The 25,864-nt window shown below is 38.0% G+C and carries 24 protein-coding genes; 4 read left to right on the plus strand and 20 right to left on the minus strand.

Features of this window, described 5'->3' with window-relative positions:
* Nucleotides 1-110: 110 nt before the first annotated feature.
* Nucleotides 111-230 carry a spore protein gene (locus PQ474_RS04015; RefSeq protein WP_273840736.1) on the plus strand — a complete coding sequence of 40 codons (120 nt, stop codon included), beginning with the start codon at nt 111-113 and terminating at the stop codon, nt 228-230.
* Between the two features lie 80 nt (nt 231-310).
* Here PQ474_RS04015 and PQ474_RS04020 read toward each other — a convergent pair whose 3' ends face one another.
* Nucleotides 311-1,261 (minus strand): DUF2515 family protein, encoded by a 951-nt coding sequence (locus PQ474_RS04020; protein ID WP_273840737.1) that lies wholly within the window; start codon nt 1,259-1,261, stop codon nt 311-313.
* A gap of 160 nt (nt 1,262-1,421) precedes the next feature.
* Here PQ474_RS04020 and recU point away from each other — a divergent pair, with 160 nt between their 5' ends.
* Together recU and PQ474_RS04030 are read left to right on the plus strand one after the other, a co-directional pair.
* Nucleotides 1,422-2,030 (plus strand): Holliday junction resolvase RecU, encoded by a 609-nt coding sequence (gene recU / locus PQ474_RS04025; RefSeq protein WP_273840738.1) that lies wholly within the window; start codon nt 1,422-1,424, stop codon nt 2,028-2,030.
* A 26-nt stretch (nt 2,031-2,056) separates the two neighbouring features.
* Nucleotides 2,057-4,648: a PBP1A family penicillin-binding protein gene (locus PQ474_RS04030; RefSeq protein ID WP_273840739.1), complete on the plus strand. Its 2,592-nt coding sequence runs from the start codon at nt 2,057-2,059 to the stop codon at nt 4,646-4,648.
* 37 nt (nt 4,649-4,685) lie between these two features.
* Here PQ474_RS04030 and PQ474_RS04035 read toward each other — a convergent pair whose 3' ends face one another.
* The 8 genes from PQ474_RS04035 to PQ474_RS04070 form a co-directional block, all read right to left on the minus strand.
* Nucleotides 4,686-8,255 (minus strand): dynamin family protein, encoded by a 3,570-nt coding sequence (locus tag PQ474_RS04035; RefSeq protein ID WP_273840740.1) that lies wholly within the window; start codon nt 8,253-8,255, stop codon nt 4,686-4,688.
* A gap of 89 nt (nt 8,256-8,344) precedes the next feature.
* Nucleotides 8,345-8,842, minus strand: coding sequence for a YpoC family protein (locus PQ474_RS04040; RefSeq protein ID WP_273840741.1), 498 nt, complete (start codon nt 8,840-8,842; stop codon nt 8,345-8,347).
* Complete coding sequence (nth, locus tag PQ474_RS04045) at nt 8,839-9,495, minus strand: endonuclease III (protein ID WP_273840742.1); 657 nt, start codon at nt 9,493-9,495, stop codon at nt 8,839-8,841. Before nth ends, PQ474_RS04040 begins: the two co-directional genes overlap by 4 nt.
* 22 nt (nt 9,496-9,517) lie before the next feature.
* A complete protein-coding gene (locus PQ474_RS04050) occupies nt 9,518-10,222 on the minus strand; it encodes a DnaD domain-containing protein (RefSeq protein ID WP_273840743.1) in 705 nt (234 codons plus the stop codon).
* A 177-nt stretch (nt 10,223-10,399) separates the two neighbouring features.
* Entirely contained in the window at nt 10,400-11,692 is a 1,293-nt protein-coding gene (gene asnS, locus PQ474_RS04055; RefSeq protein ID WP_273840744.1) for an asparagine--tRNA ligase, read from the minus strand.
* A 199-nt stretch (nt 11,693-11,891) separates the two neighbouring features.
* Nucleotides 11,892-13,076: a pyridoxal phosphate-dependent aminotransferase gene (locus PQ474_RS04060; RefSeq protein ID WP_273840745.1), complete on the minus strand. Its 1,185-nt coding sequence runs from the start codon at nt 13,074-13,076 to the stop codon at nt 11,892-11,894.
* 119 nt (nt 13,077-13,195) lie between these two features.
* The gene (locus PQ474_RS04065; RefSeq protein ID WP_273840746.1) at nt 13,196-13,675 is read right to left on the minus strand and encodes a cell wall elongation regulator TseB-like domain-containing protein; all 480 of its coding nucleotides are present in this window, start codon (nt 13,673-13,675) and stop codon (nt 13,196-13,198) included.
* Nucleotides 13,676-13,688: 13 nt separating this feature from the next.
* A complete protein-coding gene (locus PQ474_RS04070; RefSeq protein WP_273840747.1) occupies nt 13,689-13,859 on the minus strand; it encodes a YpmA family protein in 171 nt (56 codons plus the stop codon).
* Between the two features lie 106 nt (nt 13,860-13,965).
* On the opposite strand from PQ474_RS04070, the gene PQ474_RS04075 reads away from it, so the two are divergent.
* Nucleotides 13,966-14,121: a hypothetical protein gene (locus tag PQ474_RS04075; RefSeq protein ID WP_273840748.1), complete on the plus strand. Its 156-nt coding sequence runs from the start codon at nt 13,966-13,968 to the stop codon at nt 14,119-14,121.
* Nucleotides 14,122-14,361: 240 nt separating this feature from the next.
* Here the strand turns inward: PQ474_RS04075 and PQ474_RS04080 are convergent, their stop codons facing one another.
* From PQ474_RS04080 to PQ474_RS04130, 11 genes are all read right to left on the minus strand, one after another.
* Nucleotides 14,362-15,210 (minus strand): ComEC/Rec2 family competence protein, encoded by an 849-nt coding sequence (locus PQ474_RS04080; RefSeq protein ID WP_273840749.1) that lies wholly within the window; start codon nt 15,208-15,210, stop codon nt 14,362-14,364.
* Between the two features lie 19 nt (nt 15,211-15,229).
* Nucleotides 15,230-18,043, minus strand: a complete 2,814-nt coding sequence (gene dinG / locus PQ474_RS04085) for an ATP-dependent DNA helicase DinG (protein ID WP_273840750.1) — start codon at nt 18,041-18,043, stop codon at nt 15,230-15,232.
* A 36-nt stretch (nt 18,044-18,079) separates the two neighbouring features.
* Entirely contained in the window at nt 18,080-19,048 is a 969-nt protein-coding gene (locus PQ474_RS04090; RefSeq protein WP_273840751.1) for a tetratricopeptide repeat protein, read from the minus strand.
* Nucleotides 19,049-19,111: 63 nt separating this feature from the next.
* Nucleotides 19,112-19,495, minus strand: coding sequence for an aspartate 1-decarboxylase (gene panD / locus PQ474_RS04095; RefSeq protein WP_273840752.1), 384 nt, complete (start codon nt 19,493-19,495; stop codon nt 19,112-19,114).
* A 10-nt stretch (nt 19,496-19,505) separates the two neighbouring features.
* Nucleotides 19,506-20,348 (minus strand): pantoate--beta-alanine ligase, encoded by an 843-nt coding sequence (gene panC, locus PQ474_RS04100; RefSeq protein WP_273840753.1) that lies wholly within the window; start codon nt 20,346-20,348, stop codon nt 19,506-19,508.
* Nucleotides 20,345-21,184 carry a 3-methyl-2-oxobutanoate hydroxymethyltransferase gene (panB, locus tag PQ474_RS04105; protein WP_273840754.1) on the minus strand — a complete coding sequence of 280 codons (840 nt, stop codon included), beginning with the start codon at nt 21,182-21,184 and terminating at the stop codon, nt 20,345-20,347. Before panB ends, panC begins: the two co-directional genes overlap by 4 nt.
* A gap of 286 nt (nt 21,185-21,470) precedes the next feature.
* Complete coding sequence (locus PQ474_RS04110; protein ID WP_273840755.1) at nt 21,471-22,451, minus strand: biotin--[acetyl-CoA-carboxylase] ligase; 981 nt, start codon at nt 22,449-22,451, stop codon at nt 21,471-21,473.
* Nucleotides 22,445-23,581 (minus strand): CCA tRNA nucleotidyltransferase, encoded by a 1,137-nt coding sequence (locus PQ474_RS04115; protein ID WP_273840756.1) that lies wholly within the window; start codon nt 23,579-23,581, stop codon nt 22,445-22,447. Before PQ474_RS04115 ends, PQ474_RS04110 begins: the two co-directional genes overlap by 7 nt.
* A 10-nt stretch (nt 23,582-23,591) precedes the next feature.
* On the minus strand, nt 23,592-24,719 hold the full coding sequence (gene bshA, locus PQ474_RS04120; protein WP_273840757.1) for an N-acetyl-alpha-D-glucosaminyl L-malate synthase BshA: 1,128 nt from the start codon (nt 24,717-24,719) through the stop codon (nt 23,592-23,594).
* Entirely contained in the window at nt 24,709-25,434 is a 726-nt protein-coding gene (bshB1, locus tag PQ474_RS04125) for a bacillithiol biosynthesis deacetylase BshB1 (protein WP_273840758.1), read from the minus strand. Before bshB1 ends, bshA begins: the two co-directional genes overlap by 11 nt.
* On the minus strand, nt 25,421-25,837 hold the full coding sequence (locus PQ474_RS04130) for a methylglyoxal synthase (RefSeq protein ID WP_273840759.1): 417 nt from the start codon (nt 25,835-25,837) through the stop codon (nt 25,421-25,423). Before PQ474_RS04130 ends, bshB1 begins: the two co-directional genes overlap by 14 nt.
* Nucleotides 25,838-25,864 lie beyond the last annotated feature (27 nt).

A 25,864-nucleotide genomic window follows, 5' to 3' on the forward strand; every position in this document is an offset into this window, starting at 1 on the left:
GAAGTTCGCATTTTGACAAAACTTGTAAGCATTTGTTGAGGTTCGTCATGCATGGAGAACTCATCCCTCTCACATACTACTTTTGAACACCAAAAAGGGAGGCTATTCAAATGAACCAAAACAACAAGCAACAAACAGAAGGTAATACACACGACAAAACAAAACAACAACGCAAGGAAGGCTATACTGGGGACAAAAAACTAGGTGGGCCAAATCGTCCCGCTGAGTAGTAAGTGGTTTTAATTGCCCATCAATAAAAAATGGAACAAATGAACTCAGATCTTATGATTCGTTGTCTTAAACAGTCAAGTTATTGACTATTTGAGACAACTTTTTTTATCTTTTGAATGAGAAATAATTCTACCCATTTACGATGTAGCCATGACGTTCGTTCCACAGGTATACTTGTTTGAATTGGCTTCAAATAGCGACTTGGTTGAAGTACTGTCTCAGACCAATCCTTTCTCTCCGACCAATGGTGGGATACGACCGGATAAACGTCTCGTAATATAGGACTTGTGTTCCCAGTAGACCAATTCATAAACTGTTCATAATCATCTCTAGAACCTGTTGGTACGGTTTGGATTGTAAATTTGTAAATGTCTTCATGAATGAAAGGATGAAATAACAATTGCTGCAGTTGTTTCCCTAACCAAATTCGAGCTTTTACACTCTTGAAATTTCTTACATATAAACCATATACCTCTCCTTTTACTGTCGGAAAAATAACATAGCTCATATGTGCATGTTCTTCCAAAATGTAAAGGAGAGAAGAGAACACTTTCTTTCTATACAATGGATTTTTCATGACTGTTTCCTCAATCATATGTTGCTCATTGATAATCAAAGCTGTACAAAGTCTTTCTCCATCTCGGTTTTCAAAATAATACTTCCATTCCTTTTGCATAAACTTTGAAACCCCTAAACAATTAAGGAGGTCATAATTCGGATAACTTTCTGATTTGACCCACTCATACCAAAGTAACTGAGGGTATGCGTCGGCAAATATGGTCCAGTTTGCCCGTTCATATGTTTGAAACAATAAATCTCTATAACGATTCGTTAATAATGTTTGAAACCATTTGCTTTTAAGATCCGTCATATTCCAGCCAGCATTCCTTGACACAATTCCAGCTAATAAAGGCCATTTGATCTCTGGGTGCCTTTTGTAAAATTGTTCATAAAATTCGGTACGTGAAATATTATCTTTGTTACCTTGTTTCGTTTTCTTTAGAATTTGTTCATGAATCTCCGCTAACATACGTGCACCCTCTTTTGTCGTTCATCGTTTCTTCATAAATTTCTACCTTCTAAGTGTCTATTTATGGTAAGATTATGTGATGGAATCTAATTATACTTTCTTCAGTTCTTAGATAATCCATGCATGCATAGATATTTGTTTGGAAAGGTTTGTGAGTGAGATGGCGATACGTTATCCAAACGGACGGCAATTTAAAGGGCCCAGTGCCTCAAAGAAAGCATCACAAAGAGAGATAACTTATAGCAATCGAGGAATGACACTGGAAGAAGATTTAAATGAGACAAATCAATTTTACTTAGAGAAAAAACGGGCTGTCATTCATAAAAAACCAACTCCAGTCCAAATTGTTCAAGTTGATTACCCTAAAAGAAGTGCTGCCGTTATTAAAGAAGCTTACTTTAAGCAAGCTTCTACAACAGACTACAATGGAGTCTATCGCGGTCATTATCTTGACTTTGAAGCGAAAGAAACTAAAAACAAAACTTCTTTTCCATTGCAAAACTTTCATGACCATCAAATTGAGCACATGAAACAAGTCATGATCCAAAACGGAATCGCCTTCGTCATTCTAAGGTTTTCAATAACAGACGAAGTCTATTTACTTGATGCGAGCCACTTAATACAATTTTACGATCAAAAAAAGTCCTCAAGAAAATCTATTCGCAAATCAGATATTGAAAAATACGGGTATTTGATTAAAATAGGATATCATCCACGGATTGATTATTTACAGGTGATTGACTCTGTTTATTTTAAGGACGAGTCATAAACTTACCGAGGAAAAGGAGAAAAACGATGTCAAATGAAACGAATAATACAAGACTCGGGCGTCGTCAAGCCCAACAACAGAAAAAAACAAAGAAAACTCCAAAGAAAGGGATTTGGAAAAAATTTTTATTAGCCCTTCTCATTCTAGCCATGGTTGCAGTATTAGCTGGTGGTGTGACCATCTTCGCTATGATTCAAGGAGCTCCAGATCTCGATGAAGAAAAGCTTATGCTTACTCAGGGTCTGCTTATTCATGATGATGAAGATGTGTTTGTGTCACAGCTAGAAACGACTGAGCGTCGTGTTACTGTTAGCATTCAGGATGTCCCTCAAGTCGTTGAAGATGCTTTTATATCCGTAGAAGATATCCGCTTTCGCGAACATTTTGGGATCGATATTAGACGACTCTTTGGTGCAGTTAGAGCGAATATTACGGGTGGTTTCGGTGCAGAAGGTGCAAGCACCATTACACAACAGTTGGTTAAAAACCTTTTCTTAAACGAAGAGAAAAAAATAACTCGTAAAGTTCAAGAGCAATATTTAGCCATCCAGTTAGAGCAACACTATTCTAAAGATCAAATTCTTGAAATGTATTTAAATCAAATTTATTTAGGGTCTGGGGTTTATGGTGTTGAACTTGCATCACAAACTTATTTTAATAAGTCTGTAGAAGATTTAACGTTAGCAGATGCTGCTCTTCTTGCAGGTATTCCGCGACGTCCAAGTTTTTATGATCCAACTAAGAACCCAGAAGCTGCAGAGAGCAGACGAAATCTAGTTCTTTCTCTAATGGAGCAACATGGAAAGATCACAAGTGAAGAAGCTGCAGAAGCTAAAGCTGTGCCATTAAGTGATCAAATTGTGTTAACTGAAAGAGAATCTTATGCTTATGAAGCTTTTTACAATCAAGTCCTTACTGAACTTGAAGCCATGGAAGGCATTACAGTTAATGATATTTACAATGCTGGTTTGAAAGTGTACACAACCCTTGATGTTTCAGCTCAAGAACATGTCGAAAATGTGTTGCAAACAGATGAGTTTGTCGGGGTCTATCCTGATAATGAAGACTTTACTGCTGCCGTTACCCTACTCGATACGAAAACAGGGCAGATCAAAGCTCTCGGAAGCGGCCGAGAAGATACAGGCTTGCAACGTGGTTATAATTTAGCTACGGATGAACGACGTCAGCCTGGTTCAACGATTAAGCCTATTCTTGATTATGGACCGGCTATTGAATATTTACAATGGTCTACGGCTCAACGTATTACTGATGAACAACATGAATATTCAAACGGGACTCCTATTCGGAATTTCGATCGACAGTATGGCGGTCCGATGTCCATGCGTACAGCGTTAGCCCGCTCTCGAAATGTGACTGCGATAAAGGCCTTACAAGAAGTTGGTGTTGATCGTGCTCAAACGTTTGCAGAAGGATTAGGAATTCCCATTGAATCCCAAATACAAGACAGCCAAATGCCAGAAGCATATGGGCTTGGTGGATTTGATAATGGTGTAACGACGAAAGAACTTGCTGGTGCTTATGCTGCCTTTGGTAATAATGGGACGTACACTGAACCTTATACCGTTCGTAGAGTCGAATTTCCAGATGGTCGTGTGATTAATTTAGAACCAGAATCTACATTAGCGATGAGCGATTATACAGCTTATATGATTACAGATATGTTAAAGACCGCTGTTACAAACGGAACAGGTGGAGTAGCTAATATTGCTGGTCTACCTATGGCTGGGAAAACAGGAACGACCAACTTTGACCAAAGTGATCGAGAGCGACTCGGAATCCCAGAAGGTGGTGTTCCTGATATCTGGTTCTCTGGATACACAACAAACTATACGATTTCAGTCTGGACAGGATTTAATCGTAATGCTGAAAATGCTAGTAACAATTATTTTCCTAGTGGGGCTAATTCACGACAAGCAGCCCAACAAATCTTCAAAGCTATTATGCAAAATGTTTCATCTGATATAGAAACTCCTGATTTTACTATGCCTAACTCTGTCGTCCGAGTTGGTGTTGAACGAGCAACAGGTCTCCTTCCAAGTGACTGGACTCCTCAAGATGAAATCATTCAAGAGTTATTCGTTCGTGGAAATGAACCAACTCGTGTTTCTGAAAAATTTATTGAAATTGATGCTCCAACTAATTTGATGGCAAGCTATGAAGAGGCCGCTAATCAAATCATCGTAACATGGGATTACCCAAAAGAGCATCGCGATGACGTTACTTTTGAGATTCAGGTTGCTATTGACGGAGGTAGTCCGCAAACGCTTGATCGTAAAAAAGATATGCAATACATTTTCGGTGATCCGCAACCAGGTTCTAGTTATGTGTTCACTGTCATTGCGATCTCAGATGATAACAGTTCTTTAAGAAGTGATTCGGCTTCAGTTGCGGTTAAAATTGAAGAAGAAATTGTTGAAGAGGAGGAAGAGGAAGAAGAAGAAGAAGAGGAAGAAGAAGAGGAAGAAGAAGAGGAAGAAGAAGAAGAAGAACAAACGATTCCTAATCCTCTTGATGAAGTTGAAGATGATGAGCCAGACGATGAAGTAACTGACGGTGACCAAAATACGAACGAAGAAGAAGACGCAGATCAAGAATAAGGAAAAGACCCGCATATAATTGCGGGTCTTTTTATTGCTACAATGCTTGAAGCTCGTTGCTTTCTTTTGCCAATGATTCCACATGCTTAGGATCAGCCAAAGCCTCAAATCTCTCAAGTTCACGAACTAGCCCCTCGCGGAGTTTTTCTTTGGCTAGTTTCATTTCATTTTCAAATTTTTCATCAAGCAAGGCCAGGGTTTGTTGTTCGATGGTGCGCAAAGCTGAACTAGATTGCTCCGTTCCCTTCTCGACAAGAACCTCTTTTAACTTTTTAAGTTGGCCCTCTTCAAAGAACGATTTTGCCGAATGAAAATAAGTTTTAAACTCTTCTAATTCAACAGTAATAAATCTCTCTGTCTTTTTTAGAGGAATATCTTGTTGGTCTCCTTCGTACGATGCTTGAAATACAGGAAAATCAGCACGAATTTGTTTAATCGTTTCAGCCATCCAATCTTCAATTGCGTTAGACAAAGCAATTTCAATTCGAGTTAATGTCGCTTGTATCTCCTGCTTAATAAAGTGCTCCCCTTCACTTCTCCATTCTTGAAGTGCACTAATCAAAGCTTTTTGTTGAGCGCGCTTACTAGCACCTACGACTGTTGTCACATTAACCGCTTCAGAAAATTGATCTCCTAAAACGTATCGAACCCGATCTCTTAAAAATAAGAATAGCTGATTCACTTCTTGTGTACTTGTTTGATACGCCGTTAAAGGCTTTATATCGTCCAATTTCTTTTGCCAAATTGAAATCGCTGCAACAATTTTATTTCGTTCCTCTTCTCTTCCCTTTTCCTCTCCTGTTGCATATTCTAAGCCCTTCCTTAACATCGCTTTATACCTAGTTAACTCTTCTCCTAATAACTCAAAGCTTAATCGTTTAAGTTCTGTAATCGTTTTATCATAAAACGATTTTTCAAAAATAGTAAATAATTCATCTCCGTCTCCTTGCTGTTGCTTCCCTTTTAAGCCTTGCTTGCTTGAGAGAGGATATAGGCGAGGCTCATTCAGGCCATTTTGAATCAATTGGTCGTACACATGTTTTCGTACCCCATTTAATTCATATGGGCTATGAGCCAAATCAGCAGCATTTAAGATGAAATAAAGTTTATCTGTACGAAAACCTTCATTCACCTTTGCCATTTGCTGCAAGAATTGTTGGTCTGCTTTGGAAAAAGCATGATTGTAATAGGTTAAATAAAAAATCGCATCTGAGTCCCTTAGCTGCTTAAATGCAACATTCGTATGTCTACCGTGAATCGAATTAACACCTGGTGTATCAACTAGAATGATTCCTTGCTCGGTTAAAGGACAATCATAGTAAAGTGTCACCTGATCAATTAAACAAGCATCGTGTTCGTTTGCGACAAATGGTTGAAGTTCTTGTAATTTCACTTCAAAAGATGAACCTAATTCCCATTTCCCGTCTGCCAAACTATTTTTCAATGTTAAGAGATACGATTGATATGTTTTTTGCCAACTTGTCGTTACTGTAGGATCTTCTTTCCATGACACTAGTGATTCAATGGTTACTTCTGTGTCTAATTGCTCTCCCACTGATTTAATTTCATCTGATAATTGTTGTTTTGATTTCACTTGTACAATAGCTGTTCCAGAAGCATGATTTTTATCAGATCGTTTTACAATATTAACTGTTGCAGTAGTCGGATGCGGAGAAACTGGTAAAACAGTATCGCCAAGCAGCGCATTGGCAAAACTAGATTTACCTGCACTAAAAGCACCGAATAAAGAGATCGTAAATGTCTGCTCCTTAAAACGTTGAATTCGTTCTAGTAACATCGATCGTTCAAAATCAAATCTTTCTTTTACTTGATATTGTTGAAGCACAGTACGTAGTTGTTGAATCCATTCATTTGCTTGCTCTTGGTTAAAATCATTTATGACAACATCTTCTTGTTGCCAATCCGTATTAATGACTGACTCATCAGGTAAAGTAATCGATGACACTGAAGCTGATACTTTAAATTCAGGTATATCTTTCTCCATTGCTTCTACTAGAACTCGTTCAAACCCTCCAGCATCTTGGTATTGGTTTACTCGTTCTGAGTGTTCTTCGATAGCCGTATCAAAGCTATCCTCAATCTTAATTAATTGCATGGCAAACACATCAATATCATGAAGTTGCTCGAGCTCTTTTTCTACGTCCTCTTGTTCTTGTTCCCAATGATCTTGCATACCTATAGCCATTATATTGATAATAGATGCTGCCTTTTGACGAAGTATTTTAATGATTGTTGCTGTACGATCTTTCGTAAAAGTATATACATATTCTCTGTTTTTAGGCCCAGGCTGCACAGCTTCTTTGAAAAATTGCTCATCAATCGTTACATGAAGTTGATTTAATTCAGTCTCAACCTGTTCTCGATTAGTTAATAAAGTAAAATCATAGGAGTGAAATAGTTTATGCAGATGAAATTCTAACTGGCTTTTTACTTTATCTTGTGTTTCTTCTAATAGGCGTTTTAGCCTAACTTCTTGTTCTTCTTGTGTTTTCTTTTTTGTAAACAATAATCCTACTTTAAAACTTGGATCCATGCTTTCAAGCCAACTTCTTACTAGTTCTGTTGTTGTATAAGGAAAAACCGTTACATCCTTTACGATTTTCTGCCATTCCCTTTCGAAACTTTCTTCAAATAACTTCTTTGCATGAATGGCTTGTTCATAGCTTATCGCTAACGTTTGTCTTCGATCTAATTGTTTCAAAGAAAAGCCTTGCTGTTTCATTTCTTCCTTTACTTGATCTAATTCATCTTCTTTTTCTTCTTCAAGTCGATTAATGATACTTAGATAAAACCCTTGTTGTAAACGCTGTTTGGCGAAAGGAAGTAGTTCTTGCCCCCGATATAAAATAGCCTTCATTTCTCTTTCAAATTGCGCTAATTGATTCAGGGGATGTTGCCTCGCTTTCATGCTTGTATAGCGTAATTTAAGGATGTTAATTCCCCATGAAGCAAACGTATCACGAATCGATTGATCGAATTCTTGAAAAGAAAGTTCCCCGTCATCATGTTTATCAATTTGATTGACAACTAAGTATAATGGTTTCTTTTCATCCGATAATTGTTTTAAAAAGGTTAAATTCGTTTCAGACTGAACGTGATTATAATCCATTACATAACAGATGAAATCTGTTGTGTAAAGCGCTTCCAACGTTACCGCCTGATGGGTTGGGTCTGTAGAATCGACCCCTGGAGTGTCATAAATCCAACTATTATCTCCTAAGAACGGTAAGGGTGCTTGAATGGTTATGGATGAGATTTCTGCACCATTCATTCCCCATTCTCTAACTCGTTGCCATGGAATTTCCCCATCCCAACTTGTTTGTTCACCCTCAATCGATTGAACCGTTAAGCTCAAGTTTCCATTTTTAATTCCAATAATGTTTGCGCTTGTAGGAATGGGACTTGTTGGCAACATTTCTGCGCCTAATAAATGATTAAGAATCGTCGATTTTCCAGCAGAGAAATGACCACAAAAAGCTACTTGAAAGCTGTTATTTTGTGCTTTACCTTCCATTAATTGCTGACGCTCACGTTCTTTTTCTGTTATTTTCGTTACTTTTATCATTGAATCTAATGCTTTGCTCATCTCAACACCTACTCTTTTCTAGCTTATTCTATGTATTCTGATTATTGTATTAGTGAAAGAAGGATCTAGTGCGAGATCCTTCTTTTTATTTAAGTAATATGTTCAAGTAATTTTATTTTAGCGTATGTTTTTCGTACTTCTAGATATAAAGCTCTTAACTGTGTAAATGATTGATATTGACTCGGATGCCGAAGGACAAAATCTAATCGTTCTTCGCAATTAATTGGTTTAAACTTAATGTGTGCAAGATCTTGCTCAAGTTGAGTTAGTCCTGATAAAGTCTTATCATTCATCCAAAATAAACAATCAATAAAAGCCGCAGACATAAAAATCATAACAGGTCTAGCTTCTTTCGTATTACGTTCGCGGAATAACATTGTGAGTGTTTGTTCTTCTTCACTCCACCATTCTAGTAGTACCGGAATAATTTCATGCTTATTTTTCCAGTACTTCTGGTCCTTTACCATATCGTAATAAAAAGGAATCGTTCGACAAATTTCTTTAAATGAATTCTTTAAATCCGGTAAAGAGACCATTTTTTGTTGATAAAAAGGTTGAATCTGAAATGAATCTGGTATTTGAATCATTTTTTCTCCCTTGCTTTCATTCGCTTCTTGCCTTCACGACAACTCTCAAGTAAAGGACAGGTCTCACATCGCGGAGACTGAGCTTTACAATGATAACGTCCGAAAAAAATGAGTTGATGATGAGAATCAGACCATCTTTCTGCAGGGATTTTTTTCATTAGTGATTCCTCTACTTGAAGAACACTATCTTTCCACCGACAAATGGCAAGACGCTTTGATACGCGTTCTACATGCGTATCAACCGCAATGGCCGGTACACCGAATGCAACCGACGTTACAACGTTGGCTGTTTTACGTCCCACACCTGCTAGCTTTACAAGTTCATCTCTTTCTTTCGGTACTTCCCCATTATACTCTTCAATTAACATTTGACACAGCTTTTTTATATTTTTCGCCTTACTGCGAAAAAGTCCAATCGACCTGATGTCTTGCTCTAGTTTTTCTAATGGAACGGCTAAATAATCCTCAGGTTGCTTGTACTTTGCAAATAATGAAGGCGTAACCTTATTAACAAGCGCATCCGTACATTGTGCAGAAAGAAGAACTGCAATAACTAACTCAAACGGATTCGAATGTGTAAGTTCGCATTCTGCATCAGGATACATTTCGGCAATGACGTCAAGAGCCTCTATCGTTTGTTTCTTTGATAACATCTTTCTTCTCTCCCTATTTTCCCTACGACTGATCTAACCAGCTAAAAGTTGGGTATGATTCAGCTCGAACTCTTTTTGGTTCAGGTTTTGGCTGTTGATTATATTTACGAAATTTCTCTCCCTGTGCTTTCGCTTGGTCTAAAGTCCTGATGCCATTTCGTTTCCATTCAAATAAGATTCGATCAATATAACGAAAGTTTAATTTTGCTGAAACAACAGCTTCACGCAAAGCTGCAAGAATTAATTCTGAAGAATGATGGTCTTGGTCTAGCCACATTGATAGCGTTTCAGCCTCAATGGGGGATAACGGTCTACAAAATTCTTCTTCAAATCTTTTATATAAGATTCCTTCATCATTTTGCTTTTGTTGTTCTTTCTCCTCGAGCTGTTCCCCTTTCATCAATTGAATTAATCTAGTCCATAACGGTTCAAGCGTAAAATATTCATATAAAATTCCGTGATCATCCCACTTTTTATCAAGCGTGAGAAACCCATTTCGAATTAATCGTCCAAGCATTTCTGCACATTCATTCATAGATAACGTCATTCGTTCACTTAATAGCTCTGGAGTAGGAAATCCATCACCTTCATCGATAAACGATTGAACGTGTATAAGAGCAACAAGTTCTTCTTCTTTCAACCCTAACTGTTTATAATGTTTGAGCAATAATGTTGGTATGGAAAGTTGTCTTTGAGTCGTCCATTTTATAAGTAAATTCTGGTCCATTAGCAAACACCTCTACTCTAATTATAACATGCAAATACGTATACCGGTGTTTCCTTTTACTGACTGCGCACCTGTTAGCATAGTTATCGTAAACGGCTACTTTTGCTCCTTTTATTGACAAAAGCCTGCTATGAGTGTCCATAACAGGCTTTTGTTGCAGCTTGCGAAGTAAAATGTTTAAGGATATAGACGGTTTAAAAGTCTTGGGAATGGAATCGTTTCACGAACATGCTCAACCCCCGAAATCCAGGCAACCGTACGTTCTAATCCTAAACCAAAACCTGAGTGTGGAACTGATCCATATTTCCTTAAATCAAGGTACCATTGATATGCATCAAGAGATAATTGATGCAATTCTAAGTTTTTCTTTAGTAATTCATAGTCGTGAATACGTTCTGAGCCACCGATTATTTCACCGTAGCCTTCTGGAGCAATAAGATCCGCACAAAGAACCACATCATCACGGTCAGGTGCAGGTTGCATATAAAACGGTTTTAAAGATGTTGGGTAATGCGTAATGAACACTGGTTTCTCGTAATGTTCAGCAATAGCCGTTTCATGAGGAGCGCCAAAATCATCCCCCCATGATATATCATTAAAGCCTTTTTCATTTAGGAACTTAATTGCTTCATCATACGTTATTCTTGGGAAAGGAGCTTGAATGGCCTCAAGTTTCGTAAGGTCTCGCCCAAGCGTTTTCAATTCTAACTGACAATTTTTCAGAACAGATTGAACAATGTATGATACGTATTGTTCCTGAATTTCAAGGTTTTCATTAAACTCAACAAAAGCCATCTCTGGTTCAATCATCCAAAATTCGATTAGGTGTCTGCGTGTTTTGGATTTCTCAGCGCGGAAAGTGGGTCCGAATGAAAATACTCTTCCCATTGCCATTGCGGCAGCTTCCATATAAAGTTGTCCACTTTGAGAAAGATAAGCATCTTCATCAAAATACTTTGTTGCAAAAAGCTCTGAGGTCCCTTCTGGTGCACTCCCCGTTAAAATAGGAGGGTCAATTTTAGCAAAATCATTTTCGTTAAAGAACTCATAGGTTGCACGAATAATCTCGTTTCTTATTTTCATTACGGCATGCTGACGTTTTGAACGTAGCCACAAGTGACGATGATCCATTAAAAATTCCGTACCATGTTCTTTAGGTGTAATTGGATAATCGATGGCTTCATGTAATACTACCACTTTAGTAACCGTTAACTCATATCCCGAAGGAGCTCGATCATCTGCACGAACGATTCCTGTAACATATAAAGAGCTTTCTTGTGTTAAATTTTTAGCTTTTTGGAACATAGCTTCTTCTACTTCAGCTTTCACCACAACACCTTGAATAAAGCCTGTCCCATCTCGCAATTGTAAAAAAGCAATCTTACCACTTGATCGCTTACCTGCAAGCCAAGCACCGATTGTAACTTCTTGATCAACAAATTGGCCCACTTTAGCTATAGTTGTTTTCACATTCATACCTCCATCACTACTATGTATAACATCATTCATTATACCCTTCTACAATTTTTCAAGTCAACGAATTAAGTACGAAAAAAGGTGACTCAAAGGTTATACCCATTGAATCACCCAAAATTTTAGTAACAAAGCCTAATAAAGATTATAAACCCAATCAACTAGTTCTATCTCTAGTCAAGAATAGAAAGATAAATTATTTCGTATGTGTACGAACAAAACGTTCAATTCTTGTTAATGCTTCTTCTAAGGCATCTAGCGATGTCGCATACGATAATCGGACATTATCTGGAGCTCCAAACCCTGATCCAGGCACTAAAGCTACTTTCTCCTCTTCCAAAATCGCTTCAACCCATGCATCTACATCAGCAAAACCATTTAATTTTACAGCTTCACTTACATTCGGAAAAAGATAGAAAGCTCCTTTTGGTTTTACGCAAGAAACACCAGGAATTGAAATAAGTTTCTCAAATACGCGGTTTAAACGACCTTCAAACGCTTCTCTCATTGTCTCTACAGAGCCATCATCTTCTGTATAAGCGGCAATCGTACCATATTGAGCAGTTGTTGTTGGATTTGAAGTACTGTGGCTAGCTAAGTTCGTCATCGCTTTTATGATCTCTGTGTTTCCTGCAGCATAACCTATTCTCCAACCTGTCATTGAATGTGATTTCGATACTCCATTCACAACTATCGTTTGTTCTTTAAGTTCATTCGATAATTGAGCAATTGAAGTATGTGTTGCTCCGTCATACACAAGCTTCTCATAGATCTCATCTGAAACAATAAGAATATTATGTTTGATACAAACTTCTCCAAGTTGACGAAGTTCATCATCTGAGTACATAGAACCGGTTGGATTACTCGGTGAATTAAGAATAAATGCCTTTGTTTTTGAAGTAATGGCTTGTTCGAGTTGCTCCGCAGTTACTTTAAACTCATTGCTTTCAAGTCCTTCAATATAAACAGGATTTCCTTCTGCAAGCTTCACTTGTTCAGGATAACTTACCCAGTAAGGTGTAGGAATAATGACTTCATCACCAGCGTCTAAAATCGCTTGAAATAACGTATAAAGTACATGTTTCGCTCCTGAACCAACAAGGATTTCACCTGGAGTATAAGAGATGTTTTGGTCTGTTTCAAATTTACCAATAATCGCTTGCTTTAATTTGGGTAATCCAGCAGAAGGTGTATATTTCGTATGTCCTTCTTCCATCGAACGAACTGCAGCATCAATTATGTATTGAGGTGTATTAAAATCAGGTTCACCTGCTCCTAGACCTATTACATCATGTCCTTGCTCTTTAAGCTCCTTCGCCTTTGCTGTGATCGCAAGTGTTGAAGAAGGTGTTAAGGTAGATACTCTTTTTGCTAAATTCATTGATTAATTTCCCTCCCATGTTTTATATATACACTATAGTGTCTCGCTTACAATGATTCAAGTCCGAATGTGATGAAATGTTTAAAATAATTGCTTTCATTCAACATTTTACTTCCTTTTTACTCTGTACGAAGGACATATCTTTTCATAAAGGTGCCATCTTCAAAAGTCAGGTAATAATAACCTTTGCGGTTGTCTTCATTAAGGTATGTCACTTCATAGACCGGTAAGTTTCTTTCATATCCAAGCTTAACAGATTGAATTCGCTTCACACGGTCCTGTTGTTTTACGATTGCAATTGCCTCTTCCTTTGTGATGCCTTCGCTTACTTTTTCTGTATGATATGCTGAAAAATCCTCTGACACCCAAACAATCGTATCCTCTTCGTCTTCCGTTAAACCAAAGAAAACATAATATGTTTCAGTCCCATGATAATAAGAAACATCATACACAGTTTGTAGTACCTGACCTCTCACAAAATGTTCTGCTTGCTCAAGCTCATGTAACAATGGTTCACGAATGGTTTGATACGCGTAAACCCCAGCTCCCGTTAGCAAGACTGTTACTAATACGAAGATTATGATCAACCATTTTTTCATTATAATGCTCCAATTATGTACGATAAATCGTAAAAACCATTTTGTCTTGATCCTGCTTATCTAATGCGAGACCAAACATTAGATCCTGCTCTTTTAAAGTTCGATTTAATGAATCCACAATTTTATAAAGATCAGACGTTTTATTCACTCGAGTAGTGGATAACACAACCATTTTTTGTTCCATTTTTCTCCTCCAATTGGCTAAAGTTATTCCTTGATGTACAAGTATTGCTAACATAGTAATAGCGGACATGGTGATACTATAAGTACGCCAATGAAAGGGGGCGTACATGTTGTCCAGCTTAAAATCAACTGCAGAACGTTTTCAAAAAGAAAAAAATGATGTTGCCCTGTTACGTCGTAAAGGATTGAAATGGCATCAAGTATTCCCCATCTCAATCAGACAAACGATGTTTCCATCATTTTTTCAAGATCGTCCTGATTAAATACTGATATGTATCATCATAAGACAAAGTTGAAAAACAAACAACAACATTTCCTTCTCACACCTCAATGATGTCCTACACAATGCCCAGTGTAGGACATTTTCGTGGTCATCAAACACAGCGGATCCTAAACATGGCTTACTAAACTGCTCGGTGATCTGAGAAGTTCACTAAAGAAACATCTTAAGACCCTGCATTGACTCTGCTCATGCTTTGTAGTCATATAAACAGGTATGACCACTAGAAATGCACGGTTACGAGTTCGTAGTCAAATTCATTAACTTTTAAGATGACAGATCCATTTTGGTTCATAGTGTAAGTATCTATCCAGGTTTCTTGTAGTCTTTCCAACAGTGCTCCGCTTATTTCAGCGTTTTCTTTTGAGAATAGAATAGCCACCTGTGGGTCAATTTCTTTTAAAAAGCGCTGTGTGGTTCCTTCATCTGTTCCAAATTCAGCCACTTTTAAAAGGGTAACCGGTGACAACCCTTTCTCTAACCAATTTCGTTCTAATTGCTCATTTGCTTCAGAAGAGAAAAAGAATCGATGTTTATTGTGAACCGTAATAATAAACGAGAGCATGGGCATTAGCGATGAATGATTAGACAACGTCTTTATTTGCAAAAACTCACTTATATCATAATCTTCTTCTTCTTCCCAGCCGACAATATCTATCCCTAGATATTGATATTGTGTAATCGCTTGACTTAGTCCTTGATTAGGTACGATCAATTGATCCGTCTGGAACTGTGTAACCATTTTTTCAACATTTCCACTATATTCTTTTTCAAACCTAGGCAAAATAATTGTATTTATATGACTTACATTCAATTTATTTAATCGTGTAAATAATTCTTCGGACGAATCTTTAGCTCCCGTTCCAATTAAAATGGTTTCACCATCTGGGAGTTCCAAGTAAGTCGATTCTCCATTCGGTAAATCTAAAAACACCATTCCTAATTCTTCTTCCTCTAATTGTAAATCCAATTCAATTTGTTCATCTTGTTCATTTGTCGTAACACGAATATCTAACCCTACAATTACTCCTAACACAATAAGGCCTAACAGTCCTAAAAGACCTTTTCGCATAGCAGTCGCCTCCATACATTTACATGTAGTCTTGAAATTGTTCGAGCAAGTTTTCTAGTTCGTCTTCAAATACTGGTACATTTGGTAATGAACGAATAAATTGTTTTCCATAGCGAGCCGTTGAAATCCTTCGATCAAAAACAAACACAACTCCTCGATCTTCAGCCGTTCTGATTAAGCGGCCAAATCCTTGTTTGAACCTAATGATTGCCTGAGGTAAGGAAATCTCCATAAATGGGTTCTGACCATCTTCTTTTGCCTTTTCAAATTGAGCTTGAAGGAGTGGTTGGTCGGGAGGTGAGAAAGGCAACCTTACAATGACTAGGGTTCTCAACTCATCTCCAGGTAGGTCAATCCCTTCCCAAAAACTACTTGTACCAAAGAGAGTAGCTTGGTTGCTTTGTTTAAACATTTTCATTAGTTTCGCTCTACTCCCACTAGTAATTCCTTGACCAATCAATTGATATGTCCCAAATTCATTGAATTGTCTAACGTGATGATAAACTTGTTTCAGCATGTCATACGAAGTAAACAAGACTAAAATCTTCCCTTTAGACACTTCCATTAATCTCCACAGTTTAATGGCTACTTCAATTGAAAACTCTTCTTCCTTTACGTCTTTAATTGCTGGAATATCTTTAGGTAGCAGCAGTCTAACTTGATCCATATATGAAAATGGCGAAGGGATGATCGACGTCTTCAATCCAAAATCTGTCAAACCAAGTCGCTTCTCTTGATAATGAAAAGTTCCATTTACCGATAAAGTAGCAGAAGTGAGAATAACACTTTTTTTCTTTGTAAAGAAATGATCCGCAAGTAGTTCCGATACATCAATTGGTTTACTAAAGAGGAAAGTTGCATTCTTTGCTCCTCTTGGTTCAACTTCAATCCAATAGACGACATTCGGATCATACTCAAGTAACATTTCATAAAGAATTTGTTCTTCTTCGTATAACATGTCAATTACGCTTTCAACATCGACAATAAATCCCCTGTCTTTATAAGTCATATCATCACGTATATCTTGAAAAAGTTTTAACCACTGTTTAAGCTGTTGCAAACAGTCTTTTGTTTGCATATGAACGCGCATTCCACATTCTAAAATCGCTTGCCAATACGAATTGTTTTCTGCAAAACTTTCAAACCGGTAACGAATTCGACCTACATCAGTCGAACTCGTTCTTTGCTTTTGCATTACATAACCATGAAGCATTCGGAACAACTCGTCTATTTCTTCCTTTAAGCTTATAAGTTTATTTGAAAGGTCTTCTGCTTTAACAGCGATCTGGTAGTTCGCAATCAGGTGAGTAAGAGTTTTTAGCATATCTGCCTCTTGATTTATGCCGATTCGTTGAAACAAGTAGGAAAATGTCAAGAAATCCGTTTTAGCTCCTAAGTGATCACTCGCTGTCTCTTCTAGATGGTGGGCTTCATCTATTACAGCATGTGTGTACGCTGGCAATAACCTTTGTTCATGAACTAAGTCCGTACATAATAAAGCATGATTAGTAATAATTAAACTCGCTTTTTGAGCTCTTTTTCTTGCACGATGGTAAAAGCAACGAGAAAACCACGGACTGTACCTCCCTAAATCAGATGCCGCATCACTTTGAACTTCAAACCAAAATCCTCTCCCCCCTGAAGGAAGATTCAACTCTTCTATATCACCTTGATCAGTCTCCGTCAGCCAAATAAGTAACAAAGCTTTCGTTAATAAAACATCATAGCTATCTGTATCAATAGAGGTAAGTGATTGTTCAAACTTTCTTAAGCAAAGATAATGACTTCTCCCTTTTAAAAGAGCTGCATCTACTTGAAAGGGAAGCATTTTTTTTAGTAAAGGTAAGTCTCGTGCTAATAACTGTTCTTGTAAAGGAATGGTTTGCGTGCTAATGACAACCGGCTGCTTATTTTCATGAGCATAAAAGGCAGCCGGAATTAGATAAGCAAGTGATTTCCCTGTACCCGTTCCTGCTTCAATCATTTTATGTTCATTTTGTTGAAACGCTTCATCTACTTCCTTCATCATTTGCCTTTGACCTGGTCTTAATTCGTACTTTATGAAAGCTGATTCCATTTTCCCGTCTTCTTCAAATAAAGAAGAAGAATAATCAGAAAACGTGAAGGAATGCTCAGATTCAACTTCTACCTTATCATCAACTATCTTTTTTAAGGCAAGTTGACGATAGCAATCATAGTCCCTGTCATCACTTATTCCCATATTCACTTTTTCGTGGATGTAACTTGATAACAAAGGTTCTAAATCACTTTTAAACCGTCTCGATAAAGGAACCAATTGTTGCAAGGTAAGTAATGGTAATTGCTTTAGCTTATGTATTAAAGTCAAAAAAAGAGTCGCTGTAACCTCAGCATCACTATCGGCTTGATGAGGACGCTCATGAGAAAAACCAAGTTGGTCCGATAACTGACTTAATTTGTAACTCTCCTGTTGGGGAAGTAAAATCCTTGATAATTCAACCGTATCAAAAACAGGCATCTTAGGAAATCGATACCCTTCTAACTCCATCTGCATTTTTAAGAAAGATTCGTCAAAATCCACATTATGTGCAACAAATGCGCTTCCTTCTAATAATTCAAGGAGATCAGGAATGATCTTATGAAAGGCAGGGGCATTTGCTACATTAGCATCAGAAATCCCCGTAAGATCCTCAATAAAAGGAGGAATGACTTGACCAGGATTTACAAACGTAGCAAATGTTTCTACAACTTCACCATGTTCAATAACAACAGCCCCTATTTGAATAATTCTGTCCCCTTTTATGACTGAATGTCCAGTTGTCTCTATATCAACCACAGTATAACGTTCTTTCATTTTTCCACCTCTATTTTAAACGACCCTGCCCTTTAATTATAGTTCATGTACTTCTGGCCAAGTTGCCCCTAGCCATTGAAGCGATTGTCGGATATCGCTATTACCAGGATCTAACCGAAGTACATCACGGAAAAATTTAAGAGCGTTCTCCTTATCATCTATTAAAGCAAAGTTCCATGCTAAGCCATGTAAAGTAGGAATCGTATCCCCATGTATTTCCTGGATTCGTTTATAACAATGTATAGCTAAATAATGATAACCATGCCATTCACAGACATAAGCTAAAGAAAGCAAAGCCTCTGTTGATTTTAATAAGTTGATACTTGTCGTCCAAGACGCCCAGGCATCTTCCTTTTTTATGTTTTCCCACTGGCAGCACCCTAAGAAGAATAACGCTTCCCCATCTTCTGGTTCCTCTTCACAATAAGTCATGAAATACTTTTCAGCTAGATGAAACGCTTCTTCATAGAAATAACATACTCCTAAATTATACACGACATCGGTCGTTAACGTAAGCTGTTTGGCTGCCTCAAAAGAAACGATCGCATCTTGAATGCGCTCTTCTTGAGTTTGCAGGCAACCTAAGCCCATGTATGCAAAATGCTTAATTTGTGGATGTACGCTTACTTGGATCAAATATAAAAATGTTTCTTTTGCCTTTGCCACCTGCATAGAAAAAAGAAAAGCAAAACCTAAGTACAATCTGCGCAATAAATCCTTATCACCATTTGTTTTTTCATTCTCAAGTTCTAGGCTTGCTCGTTCAAACATCTCTAGTTCATAAAACCATGTCCCCTTGGAATGAAATGAAATGGAATCTGTTCTCCCTACTTCCTCCCGCAAATCATTAATCTTTTCATCCATTTCTGTCCATGTATCTAAAAGTGTACCAGCTGTTTCTTCTAAATAATGTAACTGCTCTTTTTGTTCCTCTTGTGACATAAGTGCCCATTTTTTTTCTGTCTCTTTAAAAATGGTTTGCCATGAAGATAACCATTCATTCAAAAAAACCCCTCCTCTTCAAACGCCTATTTAAAGTGTTTATCGAAGAGGAGAGGAATATGCGAATTATAGAACGGTAGAAGCTGGCTCTGCGTGCAACATTTCAACAATTTGATTGCACTCATTCATAATAGCGACTTTCGGCTTATGTTCTTTTACTAATTCATTAGCTACAAGTGCATACGAAATGACAATAATTACATCACCCTCATGAACTAGCCTTGCTGCAGCTCCGTTTAAGCAGAATACATTACTTCCTCTAGGTCCTTTTATCACATAGGTTTCGAACCTAGCACCATTATTATTATTAACAATTTGTACTTTTTCATTTTCCACTATGTCAACAGCATCCATAATATCTTCATCAATGGTAATACTACCTACATAATTTAAATTCGATTCCGTGACACGAGCACGGTGAATTTTGGCTTTCATCATTGTACGGTACATCGTCACCCTCCTACGCCTCCAAAATATAATTATCAATTAAACGTGCGTTTTGATAAAAGTAAGCAACTGCAATAATAATGGCACCATGTAATGTTTGTGTCTCATTGAGACTTGGATAGCTGAGAATCGTTAAGTAATCCAAGCGACCAGTACCATTATCCAAGCGAGCTTTCATTTGGTCTAACACACGATCACGTTTCTTTTCACCTGACTTAATAAGTTCTGCCCCAAACTGAAGCGTTTCGTATAGTAATGGAGCTTCTTGTCGTTCTTGATCTGATAAATACACATTTCTTGAGCTTTTAGCAAGTCCGTCCTCTTCTCGAACGGTTGGGCATGCAACAATTTGTAATGGTAGATTAAACGCAGACACCATATTCATAATAACAGCAATCTGTTGTGCATCTTTCTGGCCAAAAAAAGCTTCATCTGGCTGAACAATCTGAAATAGTTTCATGACTACTGTCGCCACACCATCAAAGTGACCAGGTCTACTTTCCCCACAAAGAACCTCAACCCCTTTTGTCACATGAATCGTCATTGGCATTGTCTCTGGATACATTTCTTGAACAGTCGGGTAGAAAAGGATATCCGTACCAATATGTTTAGCTAGACGTTCATCCCTTTCAAAATCTCTTGGATATCGCTCTAGATCTTCATTCGGACCAAATTGTAACGGGTTAACAAAAATGCTGACAACCACAACGTCATGCTTTTCTTTTGCTGCCTCAATCAAGCTTAAATGTCCTTCATGTAAATAGCCCATTGTCGGAACAAAACCAACTGTCTGACCAGCTTTTCTTGCAATTGTTATTTCTTGTCTCATCTGTGCAATGGTTTCAATGATCTTCACGAGCTTACTCCTCCATATAAACCTCTGAGTTCCTGTTCGTTCATTGTAAATGAATGTTCTTGTGCGGGAAATGTCTTTGCCTTAACTTCATCTACATAGGACTTAAGAGCTATTTCAATAATCGGTGAAACTTGCGCATAGTTTTTGACAAACTTAGGCACGTGCACATCACCATACCCAATTACATCGTGATAGACAAGGACTTGGCCGTCTGTGTCAACACCAGCTCCTATTCCTATAATCGGGATCTCGCAAACTTCTGAAAGCATAGCCCCCACCTGCTCTGGAACACATTCGACAACAATAGCAAATGCACCGGCTTCTTCTAATGCTTGAGCGTCAGCTAAAAGCTTACGAGCTGATCGGGAATCTCTTCCTTGAACCCGATACCCACCTAAAACCCCTACTGATTGTGGAGTCAATCCGAGGTGGCCCATTACAGGAACTCCAGCAGCTGTTAACTTAGAAATCGTCTTAATAACTTCCCCTGCCCCTTCAAGCTTTACTGCACTTGCTCCCCCTTCTTGCATTAAGCGCGCCGCATGCTTTATCGTTTCTTGAATACTAGAATGATAGGTTAAAAAAGGCATATCTGCGACAATAAACGTATGGGGAGCACCTCGACGACTTGCTTTTGTATGAAGCACCATATCATCAATTGTTACGGGAACAGTTGAATCATATCCGAGTACGACCATCCCAAGGGAGTCACCAACGAGAATCATGTCTGTCCCAACACGTTCAACTATTCTAGCAGCTGGAGCGTCATACGCCGTCATCATTGTAATCTTTTCTTGTTCTTTTTTCATCTTCAAAAAGCTTGCTGTTGTTTTCATAGTTCAATTCCCCCTTATTAAGGAGGGCCTCAAATCACGATAAACGTCGAAACGAAAAAAGATTACCCCTACAAGATTATACACCTTGAACACAGAGGTAACCCTTTATAGCCCTTTTAAGGCTAGTCTTAAGAACTATTTCAGCTTTTGAAATAGCACTAACGTTTATGTTATGAACCCCTCTGTCCTAGTCCAATCTGGATCAAGGCAGATCCGTATATAAATTAGTTGTTCGGTGCAGTTCTAATTAGATACCGCCCATTCCTCAAAATTATAACAGTAACTTTTATGTTTGGGAAGCAATTTCAATATCTGCAGAATAGATGTGATGGATTTTTCCTTCTTCGTCCTCAAGTAATAACACACCGTCATCTGTGATCCCTTTTGCAAAACCGTAAATGACTTCACGCATCGTCCTCGCATAAAGATACGTACCCACACTAATTGAATGAGCCTCCCATAGTGATTTAATGGGACGAAAGCCGTCTGTTAAATAAAGGTCATACAATTGTTCAAATTCATTTAATATAGCAGATATCACGTTAGCGCGTTCGACCATTTCACCTTTTTCAAGCGCTAAAGAAGTGGCAATGTCTCGAACTTCAGGGTCAAAATCCTCTTCTTTTTGATTGACATTGAGACCAATACCAATTATTACGGACTGAACCATATCTGGGTCTGCTTGCATTTCTGTTAATATACCGACTAACTTTTTTCCATTAATTAAAATATCATTAGGCCATTTTATTTCTGAATTGACCCCTAGTTTCTTCTTTAACGCACGGACAACAGCTACTGCTGTCAGTAATGTGAGTTGTGGTGTTTTTTGAGGTGGTAGTTCAGGACGTAAAATAAGGCTCATTGAAACACTTGTTCCGGACCTAGAATGCCATTTCCGACCAAGTCGCCCTTTTCCAGATGTCTGCTCATTAGCAATCACGACATGCCCTTCCTTCGCACCCTCTTGAGCTAGCTTATGGGCTACAATTTGAGTCGATTCTGTTGCGTCAAAATAAGTAATTTCCATACCAAGACGACTTGTTTTTAATCCCACTCTAACTTCATGTGAATGAATACCATCTGCTTTACTCACAAGTCGATAGCCTTTTCGAGGTGCTGATTCTAATGTATACCCGCTTTTTCTTAATTCATCAATGTGCTTCCAAATGGCAGTTCTCGAACACCCGAGTTGTTGACTGATCTTTTCACCCGACACAAATTCTCCAGGATGATCGGCAAAAACTTTCAACAGTTTTTCCTTTAACAATGTTCACACTTCCTTAACTCTTTAATAATAATTGATTTTTCATTTAGACATTTACGTTCGATCACTAGCTTCTCTGCTCGAAGTAAAAAGTCTTTGAGCCAAGGGCCTTGTTCTTTTTTAAACTCTTGTAAGAGGTCTCCGCCTGTTACAGCCAATTCTGATCGATTATGTATAGGTAGCGAATCCCACATTGCTTTTAATTTCGATTGGTCCTGTGCAGGAAGGCCAAATAAAAATCTTAATTTTTCAACATCTTGGGCGACATCAATAGACGAATCATATAAGTCCATATCTGACCAACTATGTACCTTCCTCTTTTGGTAATAATACATTCTCACTTTGACCGCACGAAGTAATTCATTAGAGAGATTTAATTGCTTCAAAGTCTCTTCATTCGGAACATTCATACACAAACAGAAAGCAGACCAACAAATGCTCTCAGACTCATTAACTAATGATTTTAAATGTAATAACTCATCTATTGCTTTTGCGTGAAGAGATAGACCTGGTATAGACTGATATAAACCTGTTTCTACTAAGAAACGAAGAGCGTCTTTTCGATCGGCTCCTTTTAATACTTTCACCCATTCTTTGACCACTCTTTCAACAGCTACCTTATTAATCAGTGGATGATTCTCCTTAATCGTGTTAAAAAGATTAGGGGCGACAGAAAACCCAAGCTCACTAATAAAACGAGCAACACGTAGCATTCTTAAAGGGTCCTCTGTCATTCGAGCTTTCGCATCAATTGATCTAAGCTGCTTGAACTCTAGATCCCTCTTACCATTTACTACGTCCACCAAATCACCATGCTCATCCATAGCTAAACTATTTATAGTGAGGTCCCTTCTCTGCATATCCTCTACAAAACTTGTCCCACGTATCGTTGTAACCTCAAACAGTTCTTGACCTTCTCTTACAAGAACAGTCTGATGCTGGTTGCTCAGTTGAACCGTTTTATCAAATAATTTTGAGACTTCTTTCGGTGTAGCGGCAGTAACAATATCAATATCAGAGAGCGTGCGACCTAAAAGAAGATCACGAACTGCGCCACCGACGATATATGTTTGGTATCCTTTGTTATTTAATTTACCAATAAGCGTCTTCGCTTCGGTCCATTGATGTACCACAGTCTTTTCCTCATTTCTGCAATACTTGTTTATAAAGTTTTTCATATTCAGATACAATAATTTCGGAGTGAAAAACGGATTTCACATGCTCCATTGCCCGTAATGAGAAAGCTTCATAACTCGAAATATCTGATAGTAACATAACCGCTTTCTTAGCAACACATTCAACGTCACCTACTTCGCATAAATAGCCTGTTACACCATCTGTAATGACTTCAGGAATCCCTCCTGCATTTGTTCCAATAACCGGGACTCCACAAGCCATCGCCTCTAGTGCGACGAGACCAAAGCTTTCTTTTTCGCTTAAAAGCAACATAAGATCGCTCATGGAAAGCAGTTCAGCAATATGCTTTTGGTTCCCTAAAAATAATACTTTATCTTCAATTTCTAACTCTCTTACTAATTGCCTAGCAATGGATAACTCTGGTCCATTTCCAATTAAGAGTAATTTTGATTTGACCTTTTTTGAAATTAACGCAAAGCTTTTGACGATATCCGGTATTCGTTTGACTGGACGGAAATTGGAAATATGGATAATCACTCGTTCATCCTTAGCAATTTTGTAATGACCCTTTAACTCTTCCGTATCAAGCTTTGTATACACACGTTCATCAATGAAGTTATAAACGGTTTCAATTTCTTTTTCGGTTGTAACTAATTCCCTCGTTTGCGTCACCAAATCATTAGATACCGCTGTAACAAGATCAGATTGCTCAATTCCAAACTTAATAATATCTTTTAAAGATGGATCATACCCTAGAACCGTGATATCTGTCCCATGCAAGGTTGTCATAATTTTTAATTGGTTGCCGAGCATTTGTTTAGCTAAAATAGCACAAATCGCATGTGGGACGGCATAATGGACATGAATGAGGTCTAACTTTTGCCTCTTCGCTACTTCCGCCATTTTGCTAGCTAGTGTTAAATCATAAGGGGGATACTGAAATACAGAATATTGATTAACTTCAACTTCATGATAATAAATATTCGGATAGACACGATCTAAACGAAACGGCACACTCGATGTAATAAAATGTACTTCATGCCCACGTTCAGCAAGTAATTTACCCAGTTCTGTAGCAATGACACCTGATCCGCCTACAGTTGGATAACAGCTAATACCAATTTTAAGCTTCATTGTCACGATCCTCTCCCGCAAAGAAATCAGGAACAATGATTGGTTTTGAAGTCATAAATCCCTCTGCAAAAGCAACACCCACCTCTTTACCAAACAAACGCTCTCTCCCTTCAACAACAGCGATGTAATCGTTTGTTAACGGAGTGTCAACAGAGTCATCTGTCTTGACAAACTGACTTTCGTAAACCATCAAAGCTTGTTTCTTTTTCTCCATTGTCTTCGTAACATCAACGACAAAGTCAGGATGTTGATAGCCATTTATAAAGTAATAATATAAATCTCTAGGCCGGTAAGCATCTAATCTGCTTTTACACGGATATTTCTTAATACCTGCATTAAAAACTGCTTCCTCTATCAGTTTGGCACATGCGCCGTGATCAGGATGACGATCCTTTTTAAAAGGAGCAAAGACAATGGATGGTCGATACTTTCTTATAATGGAAACCAATTCAGCAAGTTCGTCATTGGAAATCATCTTCAAACCCCGATCAGCCATTGTTAGCTGAATTCGAACATCTATACCTAAAACATCAGCAGCTCGCTTAGCTTCTGCCTGTCTAATTTCAACCGTACCGTTTGAGGATAATTCAGCTTTTGTTAGATCGCATATTCCAACACGATACCCTGCTTCTACATATTTAGCTAATGTTGCCCCCATCCCGATTTCAACATCATCGGGATGGGCACCAAAAGCTAGGATATCAAGCTTTCTCATTTAACTCATCCTTATCTTCTGCTCTCCAAGCAAAATCTCCTCTATCTAAACCCTTTAATAACACCTCAGCTGTTCCTAAGTTTGTCGCAAGAGGAACTTGACGTACGTCACATAAACGAATGAGTGCTGTTACGTCTGGCTCATGTGGTTGAGCTGTCAATGGATCTCGGAAAAACAAAATTAAATCAAATTTATTCTCAGCAACAAGTGCACCGATCTGTTGGTCGCCTCCAAGTGGTCCTGATTTAAATCGAGTTACATCTAATCTCGTAGCTTCCATAATTCTCGTTCCTGTCGTTCCTGTCCCATATAGTTCATGCTTAGCTAAAATTGCTTCATAAGCAATCGCAAATTGTACCATTTCATCTTTTTTCTTGTCATGTGCGATTAAAGCGATTCTCATCTAACTTCCCCCTTTAAATAAGTCAAA

The sequence above is a fragment of the Halalkalibacter alkalisediminis genome (assembly GCF_028610705.1).
GTDB classification, from domain to species: Bacteria; Bacillota; Bacilli; order Bacillales; family Bacillaceae_D; genus Halalkalibacter; species Halalkalibacter alkalisediminis.

Excerpts from the sequence above, each read along its gene's own strand:
- panB (WP_273840754.1), bottom strand. The coding sequence starts at position 21,184 with ATGAAAACAACAGCAAGCTTTTTGAAGATGAAAAAAGAACAAGAAAAG.
- PQ474_RS04060 (WP_273840745.1), bottom strand. The coding sequence starts at position 13,076 with ATGAATTTAGCAAAAAGAGTATCTACCTTAACACCTTCTTCAACACTT.
- PQ474_RS04070 (WP_273840747.1), bottom strand. The coding sequence starts at position 13,859 with ATGGAACAAAAAATGGTTGTGTTATCCACTACTCGAGTGAATAAAACG.
- recU (WP_273840738.1), top strand. The coding sequence starts at position 1,422 with ATGGCGATACGTTATCCAAACGGACGGCAATTTAAAGGGCCCAGTGCC.
- PQ474_RS04040 (WP_273840741.1), bottom strand. The coding sequence starts at position 8,842 with ATGATTCAAATACCAGATTCATTTCAGATTCAACCTTTTTATCAACAA.
- PQ474_RS04050 (WP_273840743.1), bottom strand. The coding sequence starts at position 10,222 with ATGGACCAGAATTTACTTATAAAATGGACGACTCAAAGACAACTTTCC.
- panD (WP_273840752.1), bottom strand. The coding sequence starts at position 19,495 with ATGTACCGTACAATGATGAAAGCCAAAATTCACCGTGCTCGTGTCACG.
- PQ474_RS04065 (WP_273840746.1), bottom strand. The coding sequence starts at position 13,675 with ATGAAAAAATGGTTGATCATAATCTTCGTATTAGTAACAGTCTTGCTA.
- PQ474_RS04030 (WP_273840739.1), top strand. The coding sequence starts at position 2,057 with ATGTCAAATGAAACGAATAATACAAGACTCGGGCGTCGTCAAGCCCAA.
- PQ474_RS04130 (WP_273840759.1), bottom strand. The coding sequence starts at position 25,837 with ATGAGAATCGCTTTAATCGCACATGACAAGAAAAAAGATGAAATGGTA.
- PQ474_RS04015 (WP_273840736.1), top strand. The coding sequence starts at position 111 with ATGAACCAAAACAACAAGCAACAAACAGAAGGTAATACACACGACAAA.
- PQ474_RS04075 (WP_273840748.1), top strand. The coding sequence starts at position 13,966 with ATGTTGTCCAGCTTAAAATCAACTGCAGAACGTTTTCAAAAAGAAAAA.
- PQ474_RS04080 (WP_273840749.1), bottom strand. The coding sequence starts at position 15,210 with ATGCGAAAAGGTCTTTTAGGACTGTTAGGCCTTATTGTGTTAGGAGTA.
- PQ474_RS04020 (WP_273840737.1), bottom strand. The coding sequence starts at position 1,261 with ATGTTAGCGGAGATTCATGAACAAATTCTAAAGAAAACGAAACAAGGT.
- dinG (WP_273840750.1), bottom strand. The coding sequence starts at position 18,043 with ATGAAAGAACGTTATACTGTGGTTGATATAGAGACAACTGGACATTCA.
- bshB1 (WP_273840758.1), bottom strand. The coding sequence starts at position 25,434 with ATGAGAAAGCTTGATATCCTAGCTTTTGGTGCCCATCCCGATGATGTT.
- bshA (WP_273840757.1), bottom strand. The coding sequence starts at position 24,719 with ATGAAGCTTAAAATTGGTATTAGCTGTTATCCAACTGTAGGCGGATCA.
- PQ474_RS04035 (WP_273840740.1), bottom strand. The coding sequence starts at position 8,255 with ATGAGCAAAGCATTAGATTCAATGATAAAAGTAACGAAAATAACAGAA.
- nth (WP_273840742.1), bottom strand. The coding sequence starts at position 9,495 with ATGTTATCAAAGAAACAAACGATAGAGGCTCTTGACGTCATTGCCGAA.